21 protein-coding genes are annotated in these 20,476 nt (G+C 64.8%); 11 read left to right on the top strand and 10 right to left on the bottom strand.

Going from position 1 to position 20,476, the window contains the following annotated elements; all coding sequences use genetic code 11:
• Together ABT24_RS07595 and ABT24_RS07600 are read left to right on the top strand one after the other, a co-directional pair.
• Positions 1-270 (top strand): hypothetical protein (locus tag ABT24_RS07595; protein ID WP_276708570.1); only part of this gene is annotated, 270 nt, incomplete at its 5' end.
• A gap of 159 nt (positions 271-429) precedes the next feature.
• On the top strand, positions 430-819 hold the full coding sequence (locus tag ABT24_RS07600) for an excalibur calcium-binding domain-containing protein (RefSeq protein ID WP_276731832.1): 390 nt from the start codon (positions 430-432) through the stop codon (positions 817-819).
• A gap of 27 nt (positions 820-846) precedes the next feature.
• Here the strand turns inward: ABT24_RS07600 and ABT24_RS07605 are convergent, their stop codons facing one another.
• From ABT24_RS07605 to ABT24_RS07625, 5 genes are all read right to left on the bottom strand, one after another.
• The gene (locus ABT24_RS07605; protein ID WP_276731835.1) at positions 847-2,247 is read right to left on the bottom strand and encodes an MFS transporter; all 1,401 of its coding nucleotides are present in this window, start codon (positions 2,245-2,247) and stop codon (positions 847-849) included.
• A gap of 102 nt (positions 2,248-2,349) precedes the next feature.
• Complete coding sequence (locus tag ABT24_RS07610) at positions 2,350-3,351, bottom strand: serine/threonine protein kinase (RefSeq protein ID WP_276731837.1); 1,002 nt, start codon at positions 3,349-3,351, stop codon at positions 2,350-2,352.
• Positions 3,348-3,890, bottom strand: a complete 543-nt coding sequence (locus ABT24_RS07615) for a YaeQ family protein (RefSeq protein ID WP_013104774.1) — start codon at positions 3,888-3,890, stop codon at positions 3,348-3,350. Before ABT24_RS07615 ends, ABT24_RS07610 begins: the two co-directional genes overlap by 4 nt.
• Before the next feature lie 52 nt (positions 3,891-3,942).
• Complete coding sequence (locus ABT24_RS07620; RefSeq protein ID WP_276731840.1) at positions 3,943-5,313, bottom strand: MDR family MFS transporter; 1,371 nt, start codon at positions 5,311-5,313, stop codon at positions 3,943-3,945.
• Positions 5,314-5,571: 258 nt separating this feature from the next.
• On the bottom strand, positions 5,572-6,234 hold the full coding sequence (locus ABT24_RS07625) for a hypothetical protein (RefSeq protein ID WP_276731843.1): 663 nt from the start codon (positions 6,232-6,234) through the stop codon (positions 5,572-5,574).
• 316 nt (positions 6,235-6,550) lie between these two features.
• On the opposite strand from ABT24_RS07625, the gene ABT24_RS07630 reads away from it, so the two are divergent.
• Together ABT24_RS07630 and ABT24_RS07635 are read left to right on the top strand one after the other, a co-directional pair.
• Positions 6,551-8,950, top strand: coding sequence for a putative bifunctional diguanylate cyclase/phosphodiesterase (locus ABT24_RS07630; protein ID WP_276731846.1), 2,400 nt, complete (start codon positions 6,551-6,553; stop codon positions 8,948-8,950).
• A gap of 166 nt (positions 8,951-9,116) precedes the next feature.
• Positions 9,117-11,522 carry a putative bifunctional diguanylate cyclase/phosphodiesterase gene (locus tag ABT24_RS07635; RefSeq protein WP_276731849.1) on the top strand — a complete coding sequence of 802 codons (2,406 nt, stop codon included), beginning with the start codon at positions 9,117-9,119 and terminating at the stop codon, positions 11,520-11,522.
• 5 nt (positions 11,523-11,527) lie between these two features.
• On the opposite strand, the gene purT is transcribed toward ABT24_RS07635, so the two are convergent.
• Positions 11,528-12,733, bottom strand: a complete 1,206-nt coding sequence (gene purT, locus ABT24_RS07640) for a formate-dependent phosphoribosylglycinamide formyltransferase (protein ID WP_276731852.1) — start codon at positions 12,731-12,733, stop codon at positions 11,528-11,530.
• Between the two features lie 18 nt (positions 12,734-12,751).
• Positions 12,752-13,399, bottom strand: a complete 648-nt coding sequence (locus ABT24_RS07645; RefSeq protein ID WP_276731855.1) for a DUF1345 domain-containing protein — start codon at positions 13,397-13,399, stop codon at positions 12,752-12,754.
• A gap of 119 nt (positions 13,400-13,518) precedes the next feature.
• On the opposite strand from ABT24_RS07645, the gene argB reads away from it, so the two are divergent.
• Genes argB through ABT24_RS07660 form a run of 3 tightly spaced genes read left to right on the top strand, consistent with a single transcriptional unit; the run spans position 13,519 to position 15,753 of the window.
• On the top strand, positions 13,519-14,433 hold the full coding sequence (gene argB, locus ABT24_RS07650) for an acetylglutamate kinase (protein WP_013122296.1): 915 nt from the start codon (positions 13,519-13,521) through the stop codon (positions 14,431-14,433).
• Complete coding sequence (locus ABT24_RS07655; protein WP_276731859.1) at positions 14,430-15,113, top strand: Dph6-related ATP pyrophosphatase; 684 nt, start codon at positions 14,430-14,432, stop codon at positions 15,111-15,113. The genes argB and ABT24_RS07655 overlap by 4 nt, the downstream gene beginning before the upstream one ends.
• On the top strand, positions 15,103-15,753 hold the full coding sequence (locus tag ABT24_RS07660) for a pyrimidine 5'-nucleotidase (protein WP_286737626.1): 651 nt from the start codon (positions 15,103-15,105) through the stop codon (positions 15,751-15,753). Before ABT24_RS07655 ends, ABT24_RS07660 begins: the two co-directional genes overlap by 11 nt.
• Positions 15,754-15,954: 201 nt before the next feature.
• On the opposite strand, the gene proC is transcribed toward ABT24_RS07660, so the two are convergent.
• Positions 15,955-16,815, bottom strand: a complete 861-nt coding sequence (proC, locus tag ABT24_RS07665) for a pyrroline-5-carboxylate reductase (RefSeq protein WP_276731866.1) — start codon at positions 16,813-16,815, stop codon at positions 15,955-15,957.
• Between the two features lie 55 nt (positions 16,816-16,870).
• On the opposite strand from proC, the gene tsaB reads away from it, so the two are divergent.
• The 4 genes from tsaB to ABT24_RS07685 all read left to right on the top strand — a co-directional run bounded on the left by tsaB (position 16,871) and on the right by ABT24_RS07685 (position 19,646).
• On the top strand, positions 16,871-17,698 hold the full coding sequence (gene tsaB / locus ABT24_RS07670) for a tRNA (adenosine(37)-N6)-threonylcarbamoyltransferase complex dimerization subunit type 1 TsaB (protein WP_276731869.1): 828 nt from the start codon (positions 16,871-16,873) through the stop codon (positions 17,696-17,698).
• Complete coding sequence (rimI, locus tag ABT24_RS07675; RefSeq protein WP_156054352.1) at positions 17,695-18,249, top strand: ribosomal protein S18-alanine N-acetyltransferase; 555 nt, start codon at positions 17,695-17,697, stop codon at positions 18,247-18,249. Before tsaB ends, rimI begins: the two co-directional genes overlap by 4 nt.
• Positions 18,250-18,264: 15 nt before the next feature.
• Positions 18,265-19,131, top strand: coding sequence for a uracil-DNA glycosylase (locus ABT24_RS07680; RefSeq protein WP_276731872.1), 867 nt, complete (start codon positions 18,265-18,267; stop codon positions 19,129-19,131).
• Positions 19,132-19,346: 215 nt separating this feature from the next.
• On the top strand, positions 19,347-19,646 hold the full coding sequence (locus ABT24_RS07685) for a hypothetical protein (protein ID WP_013122289.1): 300 nt from the start codon (positions 19,347-19,349) through the stop codon (positions 19,644-19,646).
• Between the two features lie 74 nt (positions 19,647-19,720).
• On the opposite strand, the gene ABT24_RS07690 is transcribed toward ABT24_RS07685, so the two are convergent.
• Entirely contained in the window at positions 19,721-20,086 is a 366-nt protein-coding gene (locus tag ABT24_RS07690; RefSeq protein ID WP_156054350.1) for a c-type cytochrome, read from the bottom strand.
• An 18-nt stretch (positions 20,087-20,104) separates the two neighbouring features.
• On the bottom strand, positions 20,105-20,470 hold the full coding sequence (locus ABT24_RS07695; RefSeq protein ID WP_013122287.1) for a c-type cytochrome: 366 nt from the start codon (positions 20,468-20,470) through the stop codon (positions 20,105-20,107).
• Positions 20,471-20,476 lie beyond the last annotated feature (6 nt).

Here is a 20,476-nt window from a genome sequence, read left to right on the forward strand (position 1 = left end):
CTGATTGCTTTGCGCTTCCGCCGTCGCGCGACTTTTGACGTCGTCGAGGCTTCGGTCCAACGATATCTGGATGGCTTGGTCGATGCCAGCGGTCACTGGGATCATGAAGTTGAGCAAGAATTGTCCGACGTGTGCGCTTGCGAGCGAATGCCCAAGATACTGACCCCGAGAAACAAGGCTGATGCAAATGGACGAACCGCTTTATGGGCGACGAAACTGCTACTCAGGCTTGGGCTAGAAGTTGCGCCTGTTTCTTCCGGCGCAGGATAGGACTTTATTTTGTGCGTTTGGCGCATGCACGGCGCCAGTTGATCAAGTCAGGATAGGAGTTTTCGATTTGGAGCGAGAGATGTAGTCTATTTAGATCAACAACTTGCCGACTTTTTAGGATAGAACTTTATTTGATGCAAACAATTCCTGGGTGCCGCTTTGTTTTTTGCTTTGTTCACTTCTGCCGTTGAGGCGGCGCCGATGAACAAATGCGTGGTGAATGGCACAGTCACTTTTCAGCAAACGCCCTGCCCATCTGCTCAAGTGCGAAATCCGCCGTCAATCGAAGAACTGAACGCCGCTGAAAAAAAGAAGCGCGCAGCGCAAGCCGAAGCACAAGCCGCGAAGCAAACCACGCAACCACATGCCACATCGCTGTCGGGCTCCCCGGCGGCAACCGTTTCCGGTTTCACCTGCGATGGACGCATCCATTGCTCGCAGATGCGCTCTTGCGCGGAAGCCAAGTACTTTCTAGCCCACTGCCCCGGCGTGAAGATGGACGGCAACAGGGACGGCACTCCCTGCGAGCAGCAGTGGTGCAGCCGCTAACCCGAGCGCTTGTGCTGACCCGGCGTCTCACGATTTTGCCGTCCCGCCCTGCGCTACACGCATCACGCTGAACAAGGCGCCCAGCGCGGCCAGGCCGGTGGCAACCAGCAGGCCAACCTGAGGGGCGTGGGCTCCGGCCACCAGGTGAAACACCAGCGAGCTGGCCACGGCGCCCGCGGTCTGGCCTGAGAGGCGCGCGGTGGCTTGCATGCCGCCGGCCGCCGCGCTGCGTGCGCGGGGGGCGGCGAGCAGCATGTTGCGGTTGTTCGGCACCTGGAAGAATCCGAAACCCAGGCCGCACAACACGGTACTGGCGACGAGGGGCAGCAGACGCTGTTCCTGCGTCATCCAGGCGGCCAGCAGCAGGCCCGCAGCCAGACAGACGGCGCCAAAGGTGCAGAGAGCGGCGGTCGATACGCGGTCGGCCAGGCGCCCGGCCCAAGGGGCAGCCACGGCGACCGTCAGGGGCCAGGGGGTCAACGCCAGGCCAGTGACCAGCGCGCTTTCGCCGAGGCGGTTTTGAAAGTCGAAGACCAGGGCGACGATGCCCGCGATCTGCGCCGCGAAGCAGCAGATCGAGGCGAACACCGACAGCCGGAACGCGGGCACGCGCAGGAGATCGAGCGGAATGAGCGGCGCTTCAACCTGCCATTCGCGTGCGATCAGCGCCGCAAAGGCCGTGACAGCCACTGCCATCAACACAGCGCCTTGCGCGGGGGAGGCCGCGAGCCAGTCGACGCCGAGCACGAGCGTGGCAAAACCCAGGGCATTCAGGGCCATACTGGGCAGATCGAGCGGGCGCTGACCCGGTGCGCTCTGCGGCAGCCTCCGCAGCGCCAGCAGGGTGATCAAGCCAACCGGCAGGTTGACGGCAAACAGCCAGCGCCAGTCGGCCAGCGAAAGAATCACCGCGCCGAGGGTCGGCCCGGCTGCTGAGGACAGGGCCACGGTCAGTGCGCTCCAGCCGATGGCCCGGCCCAGCATGCGCTGCGGCACGATGGCGCGCAGCAAAGCGGCGTTGAGCGCCATGATGCCCGCACCGCCCAGACCCTGAATGAACCGCGCGGCCACCAGCCAGCCGAAGCTCGGCGCCATGACACACAGGGCCGAGGCCAGGGTGAACACCGCAACGCCGCCGACGTAGAGCGTGCGATGCCCGATCTTGTCGCCGATGGCCGCGCAGGGGAACAGCGCCATGACCAGGGCCATCTGGTAGGCCGTGACCACCCAGATCGCCTGCGACGCGCTGACGTGCAATTCGGTGGAAATCGTGGGCAGGGCGACGTTGACGATGGTGCCGTCGAGCACGACCAGCACCGTCGCGAGCAGCACGCCGACCAAGGCCCAGAGCTGCCCGGGTTCGAGGGAGTCGCCAGTCTCGGTCTGCGCATGGGGCGCTGCATCGCGGCGAGACGGTATCGGTTTCACGGGAAAAGGCAGGGCATGGGGGGAATGATGGAACGCGAGCATAGATGCAAAGAACAGCATCGATGGACCGCCAATGGTTGCATTGATCTCTCCAGGCGGCTCCTAAATCCGCGGCGGTTCCTGCATCAACGCGACTTGCTCGCGCAACTCCAGGATGCGGTCCTGCCAGTAACGCACGCTGCCGAACCAGGGAAACGCCGCGGGAAATGCGGGATCGCTCCAGCGGCTGGCGATCCAGGCGCTGTGATGCAGCAGGCGCAGGGTGCGCAGGGTCTCGACAAGGTGTTTCTCGCGATCATCGAACTCGCGGAACATCTCGTAGCCGCGCAGCAGCGCCGCGAACTGACGTCGCATGTCGGCTTCGTCGCCCGAGAGCAGCATCCACAAATCCTGAATCGCGGGGCCGCTGCGGCTGTCGTCGAAGTCGACGAAATGCGGGCCCTCGTCGGTCCAGAGCAGATTGCCCGGATGGCAATCGCCATGCAGCCGGATCAGCGACACGTCCCCGGCCCGCGCATAGGCCAGGCGCACGGCATCGAGCGCCTGATCGACGACGGCGAGCCAGGCGGCGCGCAGGTCTTCAGGCAGCCAGCCGCCGTCGAGCAACAAGTCGCGCGACGCCACGCCGAAGGTCTGCACATCCAGCGTGGGGCGGGCTTGGTAGGCACGCGCGGCGCCAACGGCATGGAGCCTGCCGAGAGAGCGGCCCAACCATTCCAGCGTCTCGTCCTGTTCGATCTCCGGAGTGCGCCCGCCCTGGCGCGCGAACAGGGCCAGCCGATGCCCGGAGACGGCATGCAGAGTGCGGCCGCCCAAGAGCAGGGGTGGCACGACCGGCACCTCGCGCTCGGCCAGTTCCAGGGTGAAGGCGTGTTCTTCCAGAATGGCCGCGTCGCTCCAGCGGCCGGGGCGGTAGAACTTGGCGATGCGCTGGCTGCCGTCTTCCAGACCTACCTGAAAAACCCGGTTCTCGTAACTGTTGAGCTGCAGCAGCGTGCCGTCGCAGCGCAGGCCCAGGCTGTCGATCGCGTCGAGCACGCCGTCGGGGCTGAGATCGGCGTAGGTGGGAGAGGTCGGGGCGTTCACGCTGGCGGCCTCGCTCACGCGACAGTCTGCAGCGTTTCGAGTTCGACAGCGATCGTTGCCGCTGCGCTGCTCAGCGACACTGCGCCATCCTGCACCAGACATTGCAACTGCATCGTGCGCTCGGTGAGGCCGCCCAGAGCCTGGCTGACCTCAGGCGGCAGACGCAGCACGGTGAGGTTTTTCAGCCGCGCGAGCTTTCCCGCGTTCTGCTTCCACCACACCGGGCAACTGCTGGCATGGCAGACCACGACAACCTGATCCGCGCGCCCGCAGGCTTTGCGCACGCGGCTCTCATCGGGCTGGCCGATGTCGATCCACAGCTTGATCGCGCCGGTGAGGTCTTTCACCCAGATGTCGGGCTCGTCCACGTCGAACAGACCCTTGGTCAGGGCGATGCCCTCCTGCGCGTACAGCGCGTAGAGCAGCACCCGCACCATCATGCGCTCCTCGGTCTCGGAGGGGTGGCAGGCCAGGGTCAGGGCATGGTCGGCGTAGTAATGCCGGTCCATGTCGGCCACCTGCAGGTCGGCTTTGTAAATCGTTGCTTTCAGCGCCATGGCATGCATCACTCGGGAAGGAAACTCTGCATTGTGCGTTGCCGCGTCACTGTCACCCGCCATTCTGCGGCGCCACATGCCCGCTGACGATGGCGCCGTCGTGCGGCTGCAGGCGGGTAAAGACGGGCAAGGCGAGCAGCGGCAGCGCGGCGAGCAGCAGAAAAGATAGATGAAAGGTCGCCAGCGAGGGCATCAAGTGGTGGGGCGTGAACAGGCCCAGCCACGCAGCGCCCAGTGAAACGCCGAAACTCACGGTGAGTTGCTGCAGCAGCCCGCCCAGGCTGGTGGCGCGACTCAGGCGTTGCGCATCGATGTCGGCATAGGCCAGGGTGTTGGAGGTCATGAACTGGGTGGAGCGCACCAGGCCGTAGAACACGATGGCCGCCGCAATCCACGCCGTTTCGGTGTGCGGCCCGATGAGGGCGAAGGTGGACAGGCTGGTGGTGCAGGCCAGGGCACTGATCAGCAGCAGGGTGCGAAAACCCAGCCGCCGCAGGGCGGTGCCGACGAACACCCGCACCACCGGCGAGGCCACGGCCGACAGAAAGGTGAGCGCGCCCGACTGCACCGGGCTCATGCCCAGCCCGAGTTGCAGCATGAGCGGCAACAGATAAACCGGGCCGTTCATCGCAATGCGGCACAGCCCGCCCGCCAGGGTGGCAATGCCGAAGGCGCGCTCGCGCAGCAGACCCAGATCGACCGCCGGATGCGACCGGCCGCGGCTGTGGTGCCAAAACAGGCCCAGCAGCGCCACCGCCCCCAGCAGCAGCGCGGCCAGCCAGGCGACCGGCAGATGGTCAGCGCCTTCCAGACAGACCTGCACCAAGCCCACCGCCAGGCCGAACAACACGAAGCCCCACAGATCGAAAGCTGGCGGCGCTGGGGCATCGAGGTCGCGGATGAAGCGTGCGGTCAGCGCCATGCCCAGCAGACCGAAAGGCAGGTTGACATAGAAAATCCAGCGCCACGACAGCGCCGTGGTGAGATAGCCGCTGAGCAGCGGCCCGATCACCGGCCCGATGATGGCGGGCAGCGTCGCATAGGTCATGGCGCGAACCAGCTGCGAGCGCGGAAAGCTGCGCAGCAAAATGAGGCGTCCGACCGGCGTCATCATCGCCCCGCCCAAACCCTGCAACACCCGCATGGCCACCAGCATGGGAAAACTGTCGGCCAGCCCGCACAGCACCGAGCCGGTGGTGAACAGCCCCAGTGCGGCCACGAACACGCGGCGCCCGCCGAAGCGGTCGGCACACCAGCCGCTCAGCGGAATGAACACGGCCAGGGTCAACACATAGGCGCTCACCGCCAGACTCATCTGCACCGCGCTGACCTGCAGCGAGCGCGCCATGTCGGGAATGGCAGTGGTGACGATGGTGGCGTCGAGCTGCTCCATCAAGAAGGCGATGGCCACGATGATGGCCACCAGCGGGCGTCCTTGCTGAGCCGAGTCGTCCGTGTTCGGCGACGGCTGTTCAGCGGAAGGGGGGATTTGAGACAACGGGGTGGGCGACAAAAAACGAGGGAGGATCAGCGCTGGCGGTGTTGCGTGATTGTCCGCCAGGACACGAATCACCGCTGCGGCAGTCCCACTTGCTTTTGCCCCGCGCCGAAAAGCACAACACCCCGCCGGGGCGGGGTGTTGTGGGGCGTCGTGCAGACGAGGCGTTTACGGCCGCCCGGTTTACTGGCGCTTGAACAGTTCTACCAAATCGTCGCGCATCGGGGCGGTGGCGGCGACGTTGAGTTTGTAGTCTTTGCCGTCGAAAGTGATTTTGTTGATCATGGCCTCTTTTTTGTTCAGATCCAGCGTGACGGCGCGCAGGGTGGCGGTTTCAAAATATTTGGCGATTTTGGGGTTGCGCGCGGCGATCTCTTGCGGCTGCTTTTGCGCCCAAGTGGTGACGTGGAAAATCACACTGCCCTTGTAGTTGTGCTCGGCCAGTTGTTCCAGCGCAACTTCGAGCAGCGCCATGTTTTCTTCCTTCTTCCACTCGCCGCCAAAGGCGAGATAAATGCCGTCTGACGGCAGGAGGTGGGCGACGGCGGAGGCGATCTCGGCCTTGTCCTTCACCGACTCGAAGGTCAGCTGGGAGTCGGCCTTGTTCACCGTCAAGGTGCCGCCGATGCCGCCGGCCAGATCGTTGCAGATCACGGAACGGTTCACCAGAAGGCCCAGATGCGGACGCTGCATGGTCTGAGCCAGGGCGTTGCCCACCACCCCGCCAGCCATGATGCGGATGGTCTGGATTTCGCTGAAGGTCAGCGGCTTTTTCGCTTCTTGCGCAAACGCGGCCGACGAAAAGGCCAGGGCGGAGAGCGCGACGGTTAACAGAGCTTTTTTCATGGACTTCCTTTCAAAAAGAAAGCATGAGTATCAATTAGTTACATGCACTCAAGTCGATTCCATCCACCTCCGCTTTGATGCAGATCAAGCAAATGCTCGACTGTTGCGCAGCAGACCCTTTTCGGTCCGCTTGTGGCGAAAACGTAATGAGTTGTGTGGAAAAAGTACGTTTCCGTCAGATGATCGCCCTTAATTTACAGTGCCTTTCAAGGTCAATCCCTAAACTACGGCAGTTCCGTTGACCTCCAACACGAGACCCCGACACCCCGGGCGACTCGCCCCAGACTGCAGCCCCTTGCAATCCGTTTTCGCACCGATGGATCAATCCCACCCTTCCAACAGATCGCGGCGTCCGCAGCGGGCCCTGTTGGCGCTGAATCTGGTCGGATACGCTGCGGGCGCCCTCACGATTCTGGGCTACGGGCTGATCGGGCTGCTGCCCACTTTTGTGGCCTGGGCCTACTTTCTGGCCGGGGCGCTGGGCAACATCGGGCTGTATTTCTGGATACAGGGCCTGAGCGACGAAGCGGTTCGCACCAAAACCTACCCCACCTACGTCTTTCTGCTGCTCAACGTGGGCGTGCAGCTGGGCTTTGCCATCTGGCAACCGCAGATTGCGTTCATCGCCATGCTGATCCTGATTGGCATCGTGCCCATCGAAGTGCTGCGCTTTCGCCGTCGCCAGATCGTGTTCATGTACGGCCTGATCGCGGCGATGACCCTGATCGCTCTCTTGTTGAGTGCGGGCCGCTGGAGCATTCCCACTAACGGCTGGACGCAGCAGACGCTGCTGTGGATTGCGTTCACCGAAGCGCTGGCTTTCAGCATCGCCACGCAGTTGTTCAAGGAGCGCTTCAGCCGCAAGCTGGTGCAGCACAACGAGCAGATCCGCGACGAGTACAAGACCTATCGCACCATCGCCCATCGCGATGATCTCACCGGCTTGGCCAACCGCCGGGCGTTCATGCAGAAACTGAGCGCCACGCTGGTCAAGCATCCGCATCAGGCTCTGGCCGTGGGCATGATCGATCTCGACCGCTTCAAGATCGTCAACGACCGTCTGGGCCATTCGGTGGGAGATCAACTGCTGGTGGCCGTGGGCCAGCGTCTGCGTAGCGTGCTGCGCCAGACCGATGTGCTGGCGCGGCTGGGCGGAGACGAGTTCGTGGTGATGTTCACCGGGTACACCTCGCTCGACCAGCTGCGCGCAGTGGCCGACCGATTGGTCAAAAGCATGGAGCAGGAGTTCACGGTGCAGAGCCACGCCCTGCAGATCGGGCTGTCGCTGGGCATCGTCATTCAGCAGCAAGCGCAGCCGGTGGATGCGCTCACCTTGATGCGCCGCGCCGATCTGGCGATGTACGCCTCCAAGGAAGGCGGCCGTCAGCAGTACCGCTTTTTCGACCAGCATATGGAAGACGCCCTGCAGGAGCATGATCGCAAGCTCAACTGGGTGCTCGACGCGCTGCATCACAACCGGCTGGAACTGCACTACCAGCCCATTCTGTCACTCGATGGCGGCACGGCTGCGGGCGTGGTTGGCGTCCACAGCGCCGAAGCGCTGCTGCGCCTGCGCGACGCCGACGGCGTGCATACCGCGGGCGCCTTCGAGTCGGTGCTGGATGACGAGCAAATCGGTGTGCCGGTCGGGCGTTTCGTACTGTCTGCCGCGCTCGATCAGGCGCAGCGCTGGCATCTGCAGGGCCGGGAGATTCAGGTCAACGTCAACATCAGCCCGCGCCATTTTCTCGATCCGCAGTTTCTCTCCGACCTGCGCACCGCGCTGGAACGCCATCCGCAATGTCCGCCGGAACGGCTCGTGCTCGAAGTCACCGAGCATGGCTCCGAGCTCGACAGCCGCATGGCCAGCTTTGTCGTCAGCCGGTGCCGCCATCTCGGCGTGCGGGTCGCGCTCGACGACTTCGGCACCGGCAGCGCCAGCCTCACCCATCTGCAACAACTCGAGGTCTCGTCGGTCAAGATCGACCGCAGCTTCACCCGCGACCTGTTCACCAGCGGCGCCGGGCTGAGCATCACTTACGGGCTGCTGCGCACCGCCGCGCTGATGGGCCTGGCCGTGGTGGCCGAGGGGGTGAGCACGCCGCAACACGCGCTGGCGCTGGCCTCCATGTCGTGTCGCCGTTTTCAGGGCTATGCCATCGCCCGGCCGATGACCGCCGAAGCCATGGATGCCTGGCTCACCACCTGGCGCTCGCAACTGCCTTGGGCGGCCTTGCTGCCCAAGCAGGCGCAAATCTCGCCCGATGCGATCCACGCCCTGGTGCAGCACAACAACACCGCGCTGCACGCCGAGCGCGGCACCATCAGCGCGGAAGAACGCAAGCAGCTCATCGAGCCAGATGCCCAGAACGCCTGCGCCCTGGGCCTGTGGTGCCACGAAAACGGCGCGCGTTACAGCAACCGGCCCGGATTTCTGAGACTGATGCGCGAACATCATGTGTTTCACAACCGGCTGCGCGAAGAACTGGCCGAGGCCCCGCTAAGCCCGGAGTCGGCCAGGATCAAGAGCCTGGGCGAGCAAAGCCGCATCATTCGGCACCAGTTCTGGAATCTGATTCTGCTGGGCGTCGACAAGCCCGTCGAATCTGACCAAGAGGAAGTCAACTCAACCGAATTCAACAGCGTGTTCGAGCCGGCTCCGGCCGAGTCCATCGAAGCGCCCTCCACCCCGCCAGCACTCAAACTCGTTCTGTGAGTATTTTTTGGTGAAATGAGCGGGCGCTGCAAGCCTTGCCGCTTGCATTGCCTCTGCGCCGCATGAACACTCCATCACAACAAGACGCTTTCGCTCGTGCGCAGCATGTCCGGCCTCCGCCACTCGTGGGGTGCCCGCCTGCAGCGTGCCGCGGCCCAGACTGAACATGACGCAGCGCGCCCCTGATCAAAACCCAGACAACCGCCCCGCACCGTCCACCGCCCTGCTGAACCGCACTCTCGCAGGTTATGTGCTCTACGCGGTGCTGCTGCTCGTCTATGCCGCAACGGGGCTGCTGCCCTGGCTGGCTGCCGTCGCCTACGGCCTGCTCGGGGTGACGGTCAATCTGCTCCTGCTCAACTGGCTGCTCTACTTCCCCCGGACGCAGAACAGCGCAGAGGATTTTCCGGTCACGCTGTTCCTGCTGCTCAACGCCGGGCTGCAGTTCCTGTTCTTCGCCTTGTTGCCGTCAGTGGGGGCGCTGTTCCTGCTGCCGCTGTTTGCGCTGATTCCAATCGCCGCGCTGCATGTGCGTCGGCTTCAGATTGCCGCCAGCCTGCTGCTGCTTGCGGCGCTCAGCGCGGTGGCGATAGGACTCAGTCCTGGCCGAATTCAGTTGCCCATGGCGGACGGGCAGCAGCGCACACTGGCATGGGCTGCCGTGCTGACCGTGCTTGCCTTCGGCGCCACGCTCATGATGACCGTCGAAGGCTTCAGCCGCGCGCTCATCAAGGACAACCTGCGGCTGACCAAGGCGTTCAAGGCGCTGCGCCGCTTCGCCCTGCGCGACGAGCTGACCGGGCTGGCCAATCGCCGCATCTTTCTCGATCACCTCAACGAGCTGATGCAGCGCCGCCCGAACCAGACGCTGACCATCGGGCTGATGGATCTCGACCGCTTCAAATCCGTCAACGACCGGCTGGGCCACATCATCGGCGATCAGTTGCTGGTCGCCGTGGGACAACGGCTGCGCGGTGTGCTGCGCGAGGGCGATCTGCTGGCGCGTTTCGGCGGCGATGAGTTCGTGGTGCTGCTGCCCGGCTACAGCACCGAACAGCAGCTCAGCTACATCGCCAAACGGCTGGTGAACTGCATCGAAGCGCCGTTCATCATTCAAGGCAACAGCCTGCAGATCGGGCTGTCGCTCGGTCTGGTGGTACAGCAGCCCGATGCGCCCGTCGACGCGCAAACCCTGGTGCGGCGGGCCGACATGGCCATGTATGCGGCGAAGAAAAACGGCCGACAGCAATACCGCATCTTCGATCAGCAAATGGAAGACGCCATGCAGGAGCGGCACCGCAAGCTGCAATGGGTGCAGTCGGCGCTGCGCGACAACCGGCTGGAACTGCAGTATCAGCCGATCCTGTCTCTGCAGGCGGCATCGGCCGCCAAAGGGGCGGAACCGCAGGTGCAGATCGACGGCGCCGAAGCCCTGCTGCGGCTGCGCGACGCGGCGGGCCTGCACCGCGCAGCGACTTTCGAGGCCGTGCTCGACGACGACACCCTGGCCGTGGCGGTGGGCCGTTTCGTGCTGGCCGCGGCCATGCGCCAGGCCGACGCCTGGTTCGGTGCGGGGCGCGCGCTGCAGATCAGCGTCAACATCAGTCCGCGGCATTTTCTCGATCCGCAATTTCTTTCCGACCTGCGCAGCGTGCTGGCCCAGCACCCGCAGTGCCCGCCCGGCCTGCTGGCGCTGGAGCTGACCGAGCACGGCTCCGAGCTCGACGGCGCGATGGCGCGCTTCATGGTCGCGCAATGCCGCCAGCTGGGCGTGCAGGTCATCCTCGACGACTTCGGCACTGGCAGCGCCAGCCTGATCCACCTGCAGCAGCTCGAAATCACCTCGGTCAAGATCGACCGCAGCTTCACCCATGACCTGTTCACCAGCGGCGCGGGCCTGAGCATTTCCTACGGCCTGCTGCGCATCGCCGAGCTCATGGGGCTGGAAGTGATCGGCGAAGGCGTGGGCTCGGCGCAGCATGCGCTGGCGCTGTCGTCCATGGGCTGTCGGCGCTTTCAGGGCTACGCCATTTCGCCGCCGCTGTCGCTGTCCGACTTCGAAGTCTGGCTGGCCAACTGGCCCCAACTCATCCCCTGGACGGCCTCGCTGCGCCACCAGCCGGCCATCTCGGCCGATGCCATTCAGGCCCTGGTGTGGCACAACGCCGTGGCGCTGCGCGCGCAGCAAGACACCCTGAGCGAGAGTGAGCGTCAGCAGTTTCTCAAGCCGAACGGCGCGCTGCAAAGCGAGCTGGGTCTTTGGTGCCAGACCCATCAGGCGATGTATGAAGATCGGCCCGCGTTCCTGCGCCTGATTCGCGAGCTGCACATCTTTCACACCCGACTGCGCGAGCAGCTGGCGACCAGGGCGCCGATCGAGCCGGCGCAGGCCGCGCAGCTCAAGGCGCACAGCCGCGTGGTGCGGCATCAGTTCTGGAATCTGGTGCTGGTGAACATTCCGCCCATGGCGGCGGAATCGGCGTCACGCCAAGCGGGCCGAGATGCCGACCGAAACGCCGACTCGCGCTCCGGCGGTTTCGACAGCTCGATGCACCCCACCTTGCCGCTATAACGCTCTCAGCTTGACGCCAGCACCCGCACCTGCTGCGCGGCGAGCTTGGCGTTGGCGCGCGCGGCGTCGGTCGATTCGGCGCGGGCCAGCGCCACGCCCATGCGGCGTTTCACAAAACTCTCGGGTTTGCCGAACAGCCGCAGATCCGTTCCGGGTATGGCCAGCGCCGCCTCCACCCCTTCGAAGCGCACGCCGCGCGCCTCGACTGCCCCGTAGATCACCGCGCTGGCGCCCGCGGTCTTGAGCGACGGGTCCACCGGCAGGCCGAGTATGGCCCGGGCGTGCAGCTCGAACTCGCTCTGCCACTGGGTGATGAGGGTGACCAGCCCGGTGTCGTGCGGGCGCGGGCTGACCTCGCTGAACCAGACCTGTTCGCCCTTGACGAACAGTTCCACGCCAAAAATGCCGCGCCCGCCCAGCGCTTCGGTGATGCGCCGCGCCATGTCTCGGCTGCGCTCCAGCGCCACCGGGTTCATGGGGTGCGGCTGCCAGCTTTCCACATAGTCGCCAGCCACTTGCACATGGCCGATGGGTTCGCAGAAGTCGGTGCGCACGGCGCCGTCGGCGCCCACGCTGCGCACGGTGAGCTGGGTAATTTCATAATCGAAGTCGATGAAACCCTCGACGATCACACGGCTCTGCGCCACGCGCCCGCCCGACATCGCCGCCTCCCAGGCGGGGCGCACGTCGGCCGGGCCGTCGAGCTTGCTCTGCCCCTTGCCCGAGGAACTCATCACCGGCTTGACCACGCAGGGATAGCCGATGCCGCCATCGATCGCGGTCTGCAGTTGCTCCAGCGAATCGGCGAAGGCATAGGGCGAGGTGGCCAGACCCAACTCTTCGGCGGCCAGTCGGCGGATGCCTTCGCGGTTCATGGTCAGCCGCGCCGCGCGGGCTGTGGGAATGACGGTCACCACACCGGCAGCCTCCAGCTCTTCGAGCACTGGCGTGGCGATGGCCTCGATTTCCGGCACCACCAGATGCGGTTTTTCCTTGAGGATGAGGGCGCGCAAAGCCTCGGGATCGGTCATTTGAATCGTGCGGGCATGGTGCGCCACCTGCTGCCCCGGCGCGTGGTCATAGCGGTCCACCGCGATGGTTTCCACGCCCAGGCGCTGCAGCGCGATGAGCACTTCCTTGCCCAGTTCGCCCGCGCCGAGCAGCATCACGCGGGTGGCCGTAGGGGAAAGCGGGGTGCCAAGGGTCGTCATGTCAAAGTCCTTCACGATTTAGAAAGCGCCGGCCAAGGCATTGACCGTCAGCGCCAGAATCACCACATTGAAAAAGAACGCCGCCACGCTGTGCAGCAACACCAGATGGCGCACATGCCGCCCGGCGATGTTCACGTCCGAGGTCTGAAAGGTCATGCTCAGCACCACGGAAAAATAGAGATAGTCCCAATAATCGGGCACCTGATTGTTGGGGAACATCAGCGCAGGCGTGCCCGCCGTGCGCGCGGTGTAGTCGCTATGGGCGTATTGCAGGGCGAAGATCACCGAAAAAAACAACCAGGACAGCACGATGCTGCTCCCGGCCAGCGCCAGCGTGCCGGGGTGACCGCGCACCGCATGCAACTCCACCGACAGCGCAGCGAACACCGCACCCGACAGCACCAGGCTGAACAGCAGCACCGTCCAGCGTCCTTCGGCCTCCAGCTCGGTGCGGCGCTTGAGGGTTTCGGTCGTGGCGTGCGCCATCATCCAGGCGGTGCTGACAAGAAACAGCAGCGCACTGGCATCAAACGCCCAGAGCAGCGCAATGGTGTGCGGCAAAGTGGCACTGAGCACCACCCACAGCACCACGCCCAGCGCAATGGCCGCGCTCAAACGCGGGCGGTGGCTGAGTGTGCGGTAGAGGGTGAGAAGCGGATTGCGCATGGGACATGAAGTGTAGGGTGAGTTCAAAGCGACATGCCCGGCGATGAATCCGTCGGGCTCCTAGAATTGCGCACCGCAACATCGCGCCCGCCTCTCTCCCTTCACGACCAAGGTTCGCCATGACCGCCGACACGTCCACCGACTTCCCCGATCTGTCGCATATCGCCCCCCGCGAAAAAGCCGAAATCCTCGCCCAGGCCCTGCCCTATATCCGTAAATTTCACGGCAAAACTCTGGTCATCAAATACGGCGGCAACGCCATGACCGACCCGGCCCTGCAGCAAGACTTTGCCGAGGACGTGGTGCTGCTCAAGCTGGTGGGCATGAACCCGGTGGTGGTGCATGGCGGCGGCCCGCAGATTGACGAGGCTTTGAGCCGCGTGGGCAAGAAGGGTACCTTCGTGCAAGGCATGCGCGTGACCGACGACGAAACCATGGAAGTGGTGGAATGGGTGCTGGCCGGCCAGGTGCAGCAAGACATCGTCGGCCTGATCAACCACGCCGGCGGCAAGGCAGTGGGACTGACCGGGCGAGACGGCGGCTTGATTCGCGCGCGCAAACTGCGCATGCGCGACCGCGAGAATCCTGAAGCCGAGATCGACGTGGGCCAGGTGGGCGAAGTGGCGGCCATCGACCCTTCGGTGGTCAAGGCGCTGCAGGACGATCAGTTCATTCCGGTCATCTCGCCCATCGGCTTCGGCGAGGACAACGCCTCGTTCAACATCAACGCCGACGTGGTGGCGGGCAAGCTGGCCGAAGTGCTGCGCGCCGAAAAGCTGCTGCTGCTCACCAATATTCCCGGGGTGATGAACAAGAAAGGCGAACTGCTCACCGATCTCACCGCGCATGAAATCGACGACATGTTCGCCGACGGCACCATTTCCGGCGGCATGCTGCCCAAAATCTCATCCGCGCTGGAAGCCGCCAAATCCGGCGTCAACTCGGTGCACATCGTCGATGGCCGAATTCCGCACGCCATCCTGCTGGAAGTGCTGACCGAACAGGCCTTCGGCACCATGATCCGTTCGCATTGAGTACCCTGGCGCTGGCCTCGTTCAGCGGCGGCAAGGATTCGATGCTCGCCGTGCAGCGCGCCCGCGAAAGCGGGCTGGAGGTGCGCTGGCTGCTGGCCATGCTCGAAGAAACCGGTCAGCGTCTTCGCAGCCACGGCGTGCCGCTGGCGTTAATGCAGGCGCAGGCAGACGCCTTGGGGCTGGAACTGGTGACGGCCGCAGCAAGCTGGGACAACTACCACGCCAGATTCGTCGCGCAGTTGAAGGCGCTGGCCGCGCGCGGCGCGCAGGTCGCGGTGTTTGGCGACATCGACCTGCAGGCCCACCGCGACTGGGAAGAACGGGTCTGCACCCAAGCCGGTTTGCAGGCATGCCTGCCGCTGTGGGGGCAGGCGCGGCTGGCGCTGGTGGACGAGTTTCTGGCGCAGGGCTGGCACGCCCGCGTGGTTTGCGTGGACAGCCGTTTTCTTGACGACGCGTATTGCGGTCGGGAGTTCGATGCCGAATTCATCGCCAGCCTGCCAGCGGGCATTGACGCCTGCGGCGAGAACGGCGAGTTCCACACCTTCGTGTTCGACGGCCCGGCGTTCTCCCGCCCGGTGGAGCATCGCGTTACCGGGCTGACTCCCTGGACCGCACCCGCACGCTTCGGCGCGGTGCGCTACTGTTTTGCCAATCTGGATTTGCCACATGCCGCGTAATCCGGCTTGCGCAGCAAGTCAGACCGTCTGGCTGCTCGACCTCGACAACACCCTGCACGACGCCTCCTGGCGTGTGTTTCCGCTGATGAATGCGCAGATGACTGCCTTCATCGAACGCCATCTGGGCGTGGAGCGAGCGGAAGCCAACCGCATTCGCGCCCATTTCTGGCAACGCTACGGCGCCACACTGCTGGGCCTGATGCACGAGCACGGCGTGGACGCCGCGCAGTTTCTGCGCGAGACGCACGACTTTCCCCACCTGCCGCGCATGCTGCGCTGCGACGGCAGCGAACGCGCCGCGCTGGCGCGTCTGCCGGGTCGCAAGCTGGTGCTCACCAATGCCCCGCGCAACTATGCCCGCCGCGTGCTGAAAACACTCAAACTCTGGCCGCTGGTCGACGGCCTGATCGCGGTGGAAGACATGGGGATGTTCCACAAACTGCGCCCCAAGCCGGATGCGCGCATGCTGCGCCATGTGCTCGCCCGCCACCGACTCAGGCCCGCGCAATGCGTGCTGGTCGAAGACACGCCCGGGCATTTGCAAGCCGCCCGCCGCATCGGCCTGCGCGCGATCTGCCGATGGAACGCACCGGCCTGCACGGACGGCCGGATTTCGTCGCCGCGCGCATACGCAGCCTGAATGAACTCAGGCAAATCTGAATTCAACCCAGATTTTCCATTAGGACATGGGATGATGGTGCGACGGATTGGGGATGGATTTGGCACTGCGCGACAAGCCCATAGCCGTAGCTATGGGCGCGAAGCGCGGGGGCGAAGACGCCCCAATCCGCCCGCCAGCGCCCATGTAGGGGCGTAGCCCCGCCTAATAGAAATTCTGGGTTCAACCCAGATCATCCAGCGCGTCGCCCAGTTCCTTGGCGCGCTGATCGGCCGCGTGCAAGGCGCGGATGATCGTGGTCTGCATATCGGCCGCATCGAACACGCCCAGCGCCGCTGCGGTGGTGCCGCCTTTGCTGGTGACGTTGGCACGCAAGGTGGCCAAGGGCTCGCTGCTGCCCTGCGCCAACGCGGCTGCCCCGGCCAGCGTGGCTAGAGCCAACTCGCGCGCCTGCGCGCCGCTCAAACCGAGTTCTTCGCCAGCGCGCGTCATGGCTTCGGCCAGGTAAAACGCATACGCCGGGCCCGAGCCAGACACCGCGGTGACCGCATCGAGCAGGTCTTCACGCTGCACCCACACCCGCCGACCCGCAGGGGCCAGCAGGGCATCGGCCAGGGCGCGATCGGCCTCGCTGGCCTGCGCGCTGGCGAACAGTCCGGTGATGCCCTGACCGATGAGCGCCGGGGTGTTGGGCATGGTGCGCACCATGCGCTGCGCGCCGGTCTGCCGCTCGATGGCACGGCAGCGCACCCCGGCCATGATGCTGACGTGCAGCGCGTCGCCCAGATGCGCTCGGCAGTCGGCCGCAGCCTGCGCGAACTGCTGCGGCTTCACCGCCCAGACCACGGCCTGCGCGTCGCGCAACGCGGCGTTGGGCGCTTCCAGAATCTGCACACCGGGAAAACACTGCTGCAACCGCGCGCGCTGTTCGGCGAAGGGCTCGACCACGCGCAGGCTGGCGGGTTGCGCCCCCGAGGTCAGCAGCCCGCCGATCAGGGCGCTGCTCATATTGCCGCCGCCGATGAAGGCGGTGATGGGCAGGGAAACGGAGTGGATCGCAGGAGAAGTCAGGTTCGCATTCATGCCGCACATTATTCCTGCAAGTCGGCGCCTGCAATTCACCGATAATTCTTGCTCCATGCGTGTTCTTGCCCTCGATACCAGCACCGAAGCCCTGAGCGTTGCGCTCAGCGTGGACGGCCACTGCCGCAGCTTCGACGAAGCCGGCGGCCCGCGCGCCTCGCAGCGGCTGCTGCCTTTGTGCGCCGAGTTGCTGCGCACGGCCGGGCTGCAATTCGCCGATCTCGATCTGATCGGCATGGGCGCCGGGCCGGGCGCGTTCACCGGGCTGCGCACGGCCGCGTCGGCGGCGCAGGGGCTGGCCTATGCCCTGCACCTTCCGGTGGCGCGCGTCGACACGCTCATGGCGCAGGCGGAAACCGCCTTTGCGCTGCTGCGCAGCGACGGCACGGTGTTGCCCGATCCGGTGCAAGCCGAGCCGGGCACGGTGGTGCTCGTGGCGAACGACGCGCGCATGGGCGAGTTGTATTGGGAGCTGTTTCGCGCCCAGGCATCGGGCTGGCAAAGTCTGCACCGGCCGACCGTGCAGCGGCCCGAGCACGCGGTGCTGGCCTGGGCCGAGGTGCTGGCCGATCTGCCCGAACATCTGGAGACCGGTGTGCTGCCCCGCTTGCTGGCCTGCGGCAATGCCTGGAGCGAGCATGCAGACGCCCTCTCCGCCGCCTTCGCCTCGCACGCCAGCGACAACCCGCGCCTGTTCGCCCTGAACCGCGCGATACTGCGCGCCGTGGCCTGCACGCCGTCGGCCGCCGCCGTGGCCCGGCTGTCGCTGCAGCAACACGCCGCCGGACTGACCGTCTCTGCGGCGCTGGCGCAACCTATTTATGTCCGCGACAAAGTGGCCTTGACCACGGCGGAGCGCGAACTGGCTCGCGCTGCCTTATGAACGCCCGGCTGCGTCCGCACGACTCGTCTGGCGCCATTGCCCCGGCTGGGCAGTCGGCGCACGCCCTGCGACCGATGACCCCCGCCGACCTCGACGCCGTGGCGCAGATCGAAAACACGGTGTACGACTTTCCCTGGAGCCGGGGCAACTTCGCCGACTCCCTCACCGCGCAATATCACGCTCAGGTGCTCACCGACGAGACCGACACCGTGCGCGGCTATTTCGTGGCCATGCCCGGCGTGGAAGAAATGCATCTGCTCAATATCTCGGTCGATCCCGCGGTGCAGGGCCAGGGTTTGAGCCTGCTGATGCTCGATGCCGTGGTTTTGCTCAGCCGGGCCGATGGCGCCTACCTGCTCTGGCTGGAAGTGCGTCCGAGCAATACCCACGCCGTGCGCATTTACGAGCGCTACGGCTTCTACCCCATCGCCCGCCGACGCGACTATTACCCCTCGGTCGATACGCAAGGCCGCGCCAGCCGGGAAGACGCACTGGTGATGTCCGCGCAGGTGGACGATCTGCTGCAACGCCGCGGCCTGCGTCCAGCCTGACCGCGCCCAGCCCGCATGACTGAGCCCAGCCCTCGCCTCACCCCGCAAACCCTGCAGTGGACGCAGACGCTCGGCCTCGGGCCGCTGTTCGTGCGGCGCGAAGTTCTGCGCGAGCAGCAAGCTCAGCCCGTTCCCGAAGCTGCACCGGAAGTCATCGCAACCCCCGCCACTGCAAAGCCGGTCGCGCAGCCGCCCAAGCCCAACCGCCCCATCCCGCCGCCACGACCTGCGTCCTCCATCCCCATCGCGGATGCCGCGCGGATTGAAACCATCGCCCGCATGGACTGGGACGAGCTGCAAGCCGGCGCTCAGGCCTGCCGCGCCTGCAAACTCGGCAGCAGCCGACACCAGGCCGTATTCGGCAGCGGCTCCACGCAAGCCCGCTGGATGATCATCGGCGAGGCGCCCGGCGCCGAAGAAGACCGCCAAGGTCAGCCCTTTGTCGGCGCCGCGGGGCAATTGCTCGACGCCATGCTGCAGGCCATCGGCCTAGACCGCAGCGCCAACGACCCCGAGCGCGCGGTTTACATCGCCAATGTGCTCAAGTGCCGTCCGCCGGGCAACCGCAACCCCGAGCCCGAAGAAGTGGGCCAATGTGCGCCCTGGCTAGAGCGCCAGGTGGCCCTGCTGCAGCCGCAGCTCATTCTCGCTCTGGGCCGGTTCGCGGCGCACAGCCTGCTCGGCAGCCAAGCGCCCATCAGCCAGTTGCGCGGGCAGGTGCACGAGTTCGCCGGCATTCCCGTGATCGTGAGCTATCACCCGGCCTATCTGCTGCGCAACCCGGCCGACAAGGCCCGCGTCTGGCGCGATCTGTGTTTCGCCCGCGATCTTGCCGACGCCGCGGCAGCAAAAACCGCAGAAACTCAGTCCGAGTCCGAATAAGACCGGCCTGTCTGCGCCATGCGCAACACGATTTCTGCGACTTTTTTCACGCTTTTTGGCGCCGCGATCACAGCGCATGGGGTTGACCCTGAGCGGCGCCCGCAGGTCAATCCAGAACAATGTAAAGAATCAAACAAAGGGCGCAATGCCGCGTTTTGCACCGCAAAGTCATACCGGGGGTATGACCGGCACCGCCCGCAAACCTGGAGAGAGACATGCAGATCGACACCGCTTTTTTCATCAATGCCATCGGCATTGCCATCATGATCTACGGCCTGGTGGATGTTTTGCTGCTGCGCAGCAAGATTCCCGGCGGGCAGGTGGGCAAAGCGTGGAAGGGCCTGACCCTGTTGATCGGGCTGTTTACCGCGGGCTATCTCGTCTCGCCCTTTTTCAGCACCCTGCCCGCAGATTCCATCCGCATCATCGTCTCGCTGATTTTCCTGTTTGGCGCGGTGTACGTGATCCTCACCGTGCGTCTGCTTTACCGCATCATCGCCGAGCTGGCGTCCTGACCGCATTGTGCTCAACAAAAAAGCCCGGTTAGACCGGGCTTTTTCGTAGGTGCGAATGAAGACTTCGCAGACGATTAGTGCATTTCGTCGCGGATGTAGAGATCGCCCTTCAGGCTGGCGATGTAGGCCGCGATGTCCTGCAGATCCTGCGTGTTGTACTGCGCCACCATGCCGCTCATGATGGCGTTGTTGCGGCCATATAGCGGGGTCTGGTGCTTGGCCTGGTATTGCTGCAGGGCGTGGAACAGATAGCTCTGGTATTGACCGGCCAGTTTGGGATAGTTGGGGGCGATGGGTTTGTCGAGACCCGCGCCGTGGCAGGCAATGCAGCCGCCTTTGTTCACCAGTTCTTCACCCTTTTTGATGTCGGCGGCGTTGGCCAGTTGGAACATTTGGGCCAGGGCCAAGGCAGTCGCTGCCAGCAGAACAATTTTTTTCATCAAGGATCTCCGCGCTTGTTATTTGATGGGCTGGCCTTTGGCCGTAGCGTAGTAGGCGGCAATATCGGCCATTTGCTGGTCGGTCAGCGACGCGGCGATGGCGCGCATGGTCGGGAAACGGCGGTTGCCGTTTTTGTATTCCTTCAGCGCATCGACGATGTATTGCGCGTTTTGCCCGTTGATCATGGGCACGGCAAAAATTTCAGGGAAGGAGGAGCGATAGCCGCCCCCCATGTTGTGGCAGCCCTGGCAGCTGGCCACGAGCTTGGCGCCTTCTGCGGCATTGCCAACGACGTTCTGCGCGTGGGCGGACGCCGCAAGCATCAGGGAAGCGAGAAAGAGGACTTTTTTCATCATTGCAGGCGCGAGAGTCTTGAGAGCCATCAAACA

It is taken from the genome of Thiomonas sp. SCN 64-16 (assembly GCF_001725585.1).
Classification (GTDB): Bacteria; Pseudomonadota; Gammaproteobacteria; order Burkholderiales; family Burkholderiaceae_C; genus Thiomonas; species Thiomonas arsenitoxydans.

Coding starts and splice junctions, on each gene's coding strand:
- ABT24_RS07645 (WP_276731855.1), bottom strand. CDS start 13,399: ATGCGCAATCCGCTTCTCACCCTCTACCGCACACTCAGCCACCGCCCG.
- ABT24_RS07685 (WP_013122289.1), top strand. CDS start 19,347: ATGCAGATCGACACCGCTTTTTTCATCAATGCCATCGGCATTGCCATC.
- purT (WP_276731852.1), bottom strand. CDS start 12,733: ATGACGACCCTTGGCACCCCGCTTTCCCCTACGGCCACCCGCGTGATG.
- ABT24_RS07635 (WP_276731849.1), top strand. CDS start 9,117: ATGACGCAGCGCGCCCCTGATCAAAACCCAGACAACCGCCCCGCACCG.
- argB (WP_013122296.1), top strand. CDS start 13,519: ATGACCGCCGACACGTCCACCGACTTCCCCGATCTGTCGCATATCGCC.
- ABT24_RS07690 (WP_156054350.1), bottom strand. CDS start 20,086: ATGAAAAAAATTGTTCTGCTGGCAGCGACTGCCTTGGCCCTGGCCCAA.
- tsaB (WP_276731869.1), top strand. CDS start 16,871: ATGCGTGTTCTTGCCCTCGATACCAGCACCGAAGCCCTGAGCGTTGCG.
- rimI (WP_156054352.1), top strand. CDS start 17,695: ATGAACGCCCGGCTGCGTCCGCACGACTCGTCTGGCGCCATTGCCCCG.
- ABT24_RS07660 (WP_286737626.1), top strand. CDS start 15,103: ATGCCGCGTAATCCGGCTTGCGCAGCAAGTCAGACCGTCTGGCTGCTC.
- ABT24_RS07695 (WP_013122287.1), bottom strand. CDS start 20,470: ATGGCTCTCAAGACTCTCGCGCCTGCAATGATGAAAAAAGTCCTCTTT.
- ABT24_RS07680 (WP_276731872.1), top strand. CDS start 18,265: ATGACTGAGCCCAGCCCTCGCCTCACCCCGCAAACCCTGCAGTGGACG.
- ABT24_RS07615 (WP_013104774.1), bottom strand. CDS start 3,890: ATGGCGCTGAAAGCAACGATTTACAAAGCCGACCTGCAGGTGGCCGAC.
- ABT24_RS07625 (WP_276731843.1), bottom strand. CDS start 6,234: ATGAAAAAAGCTCTGTTAACCGTCGCGCTCTCCGCCCTGGCCTTTTCG.
- ABT24_RS07630 (WP_276731846.1), top strand. CDS start 6,551: ATGGATCAATCCCACCCTTCCAACAGATCGCGGCGTCCGCAGCGGGCC.
- proC (WP_276731866.1), bottom strand. CDS start 16,815: ATGAATGCGAACCTGACTTCTCCTGCGATCCACTCCGTTTCCCTGCCC.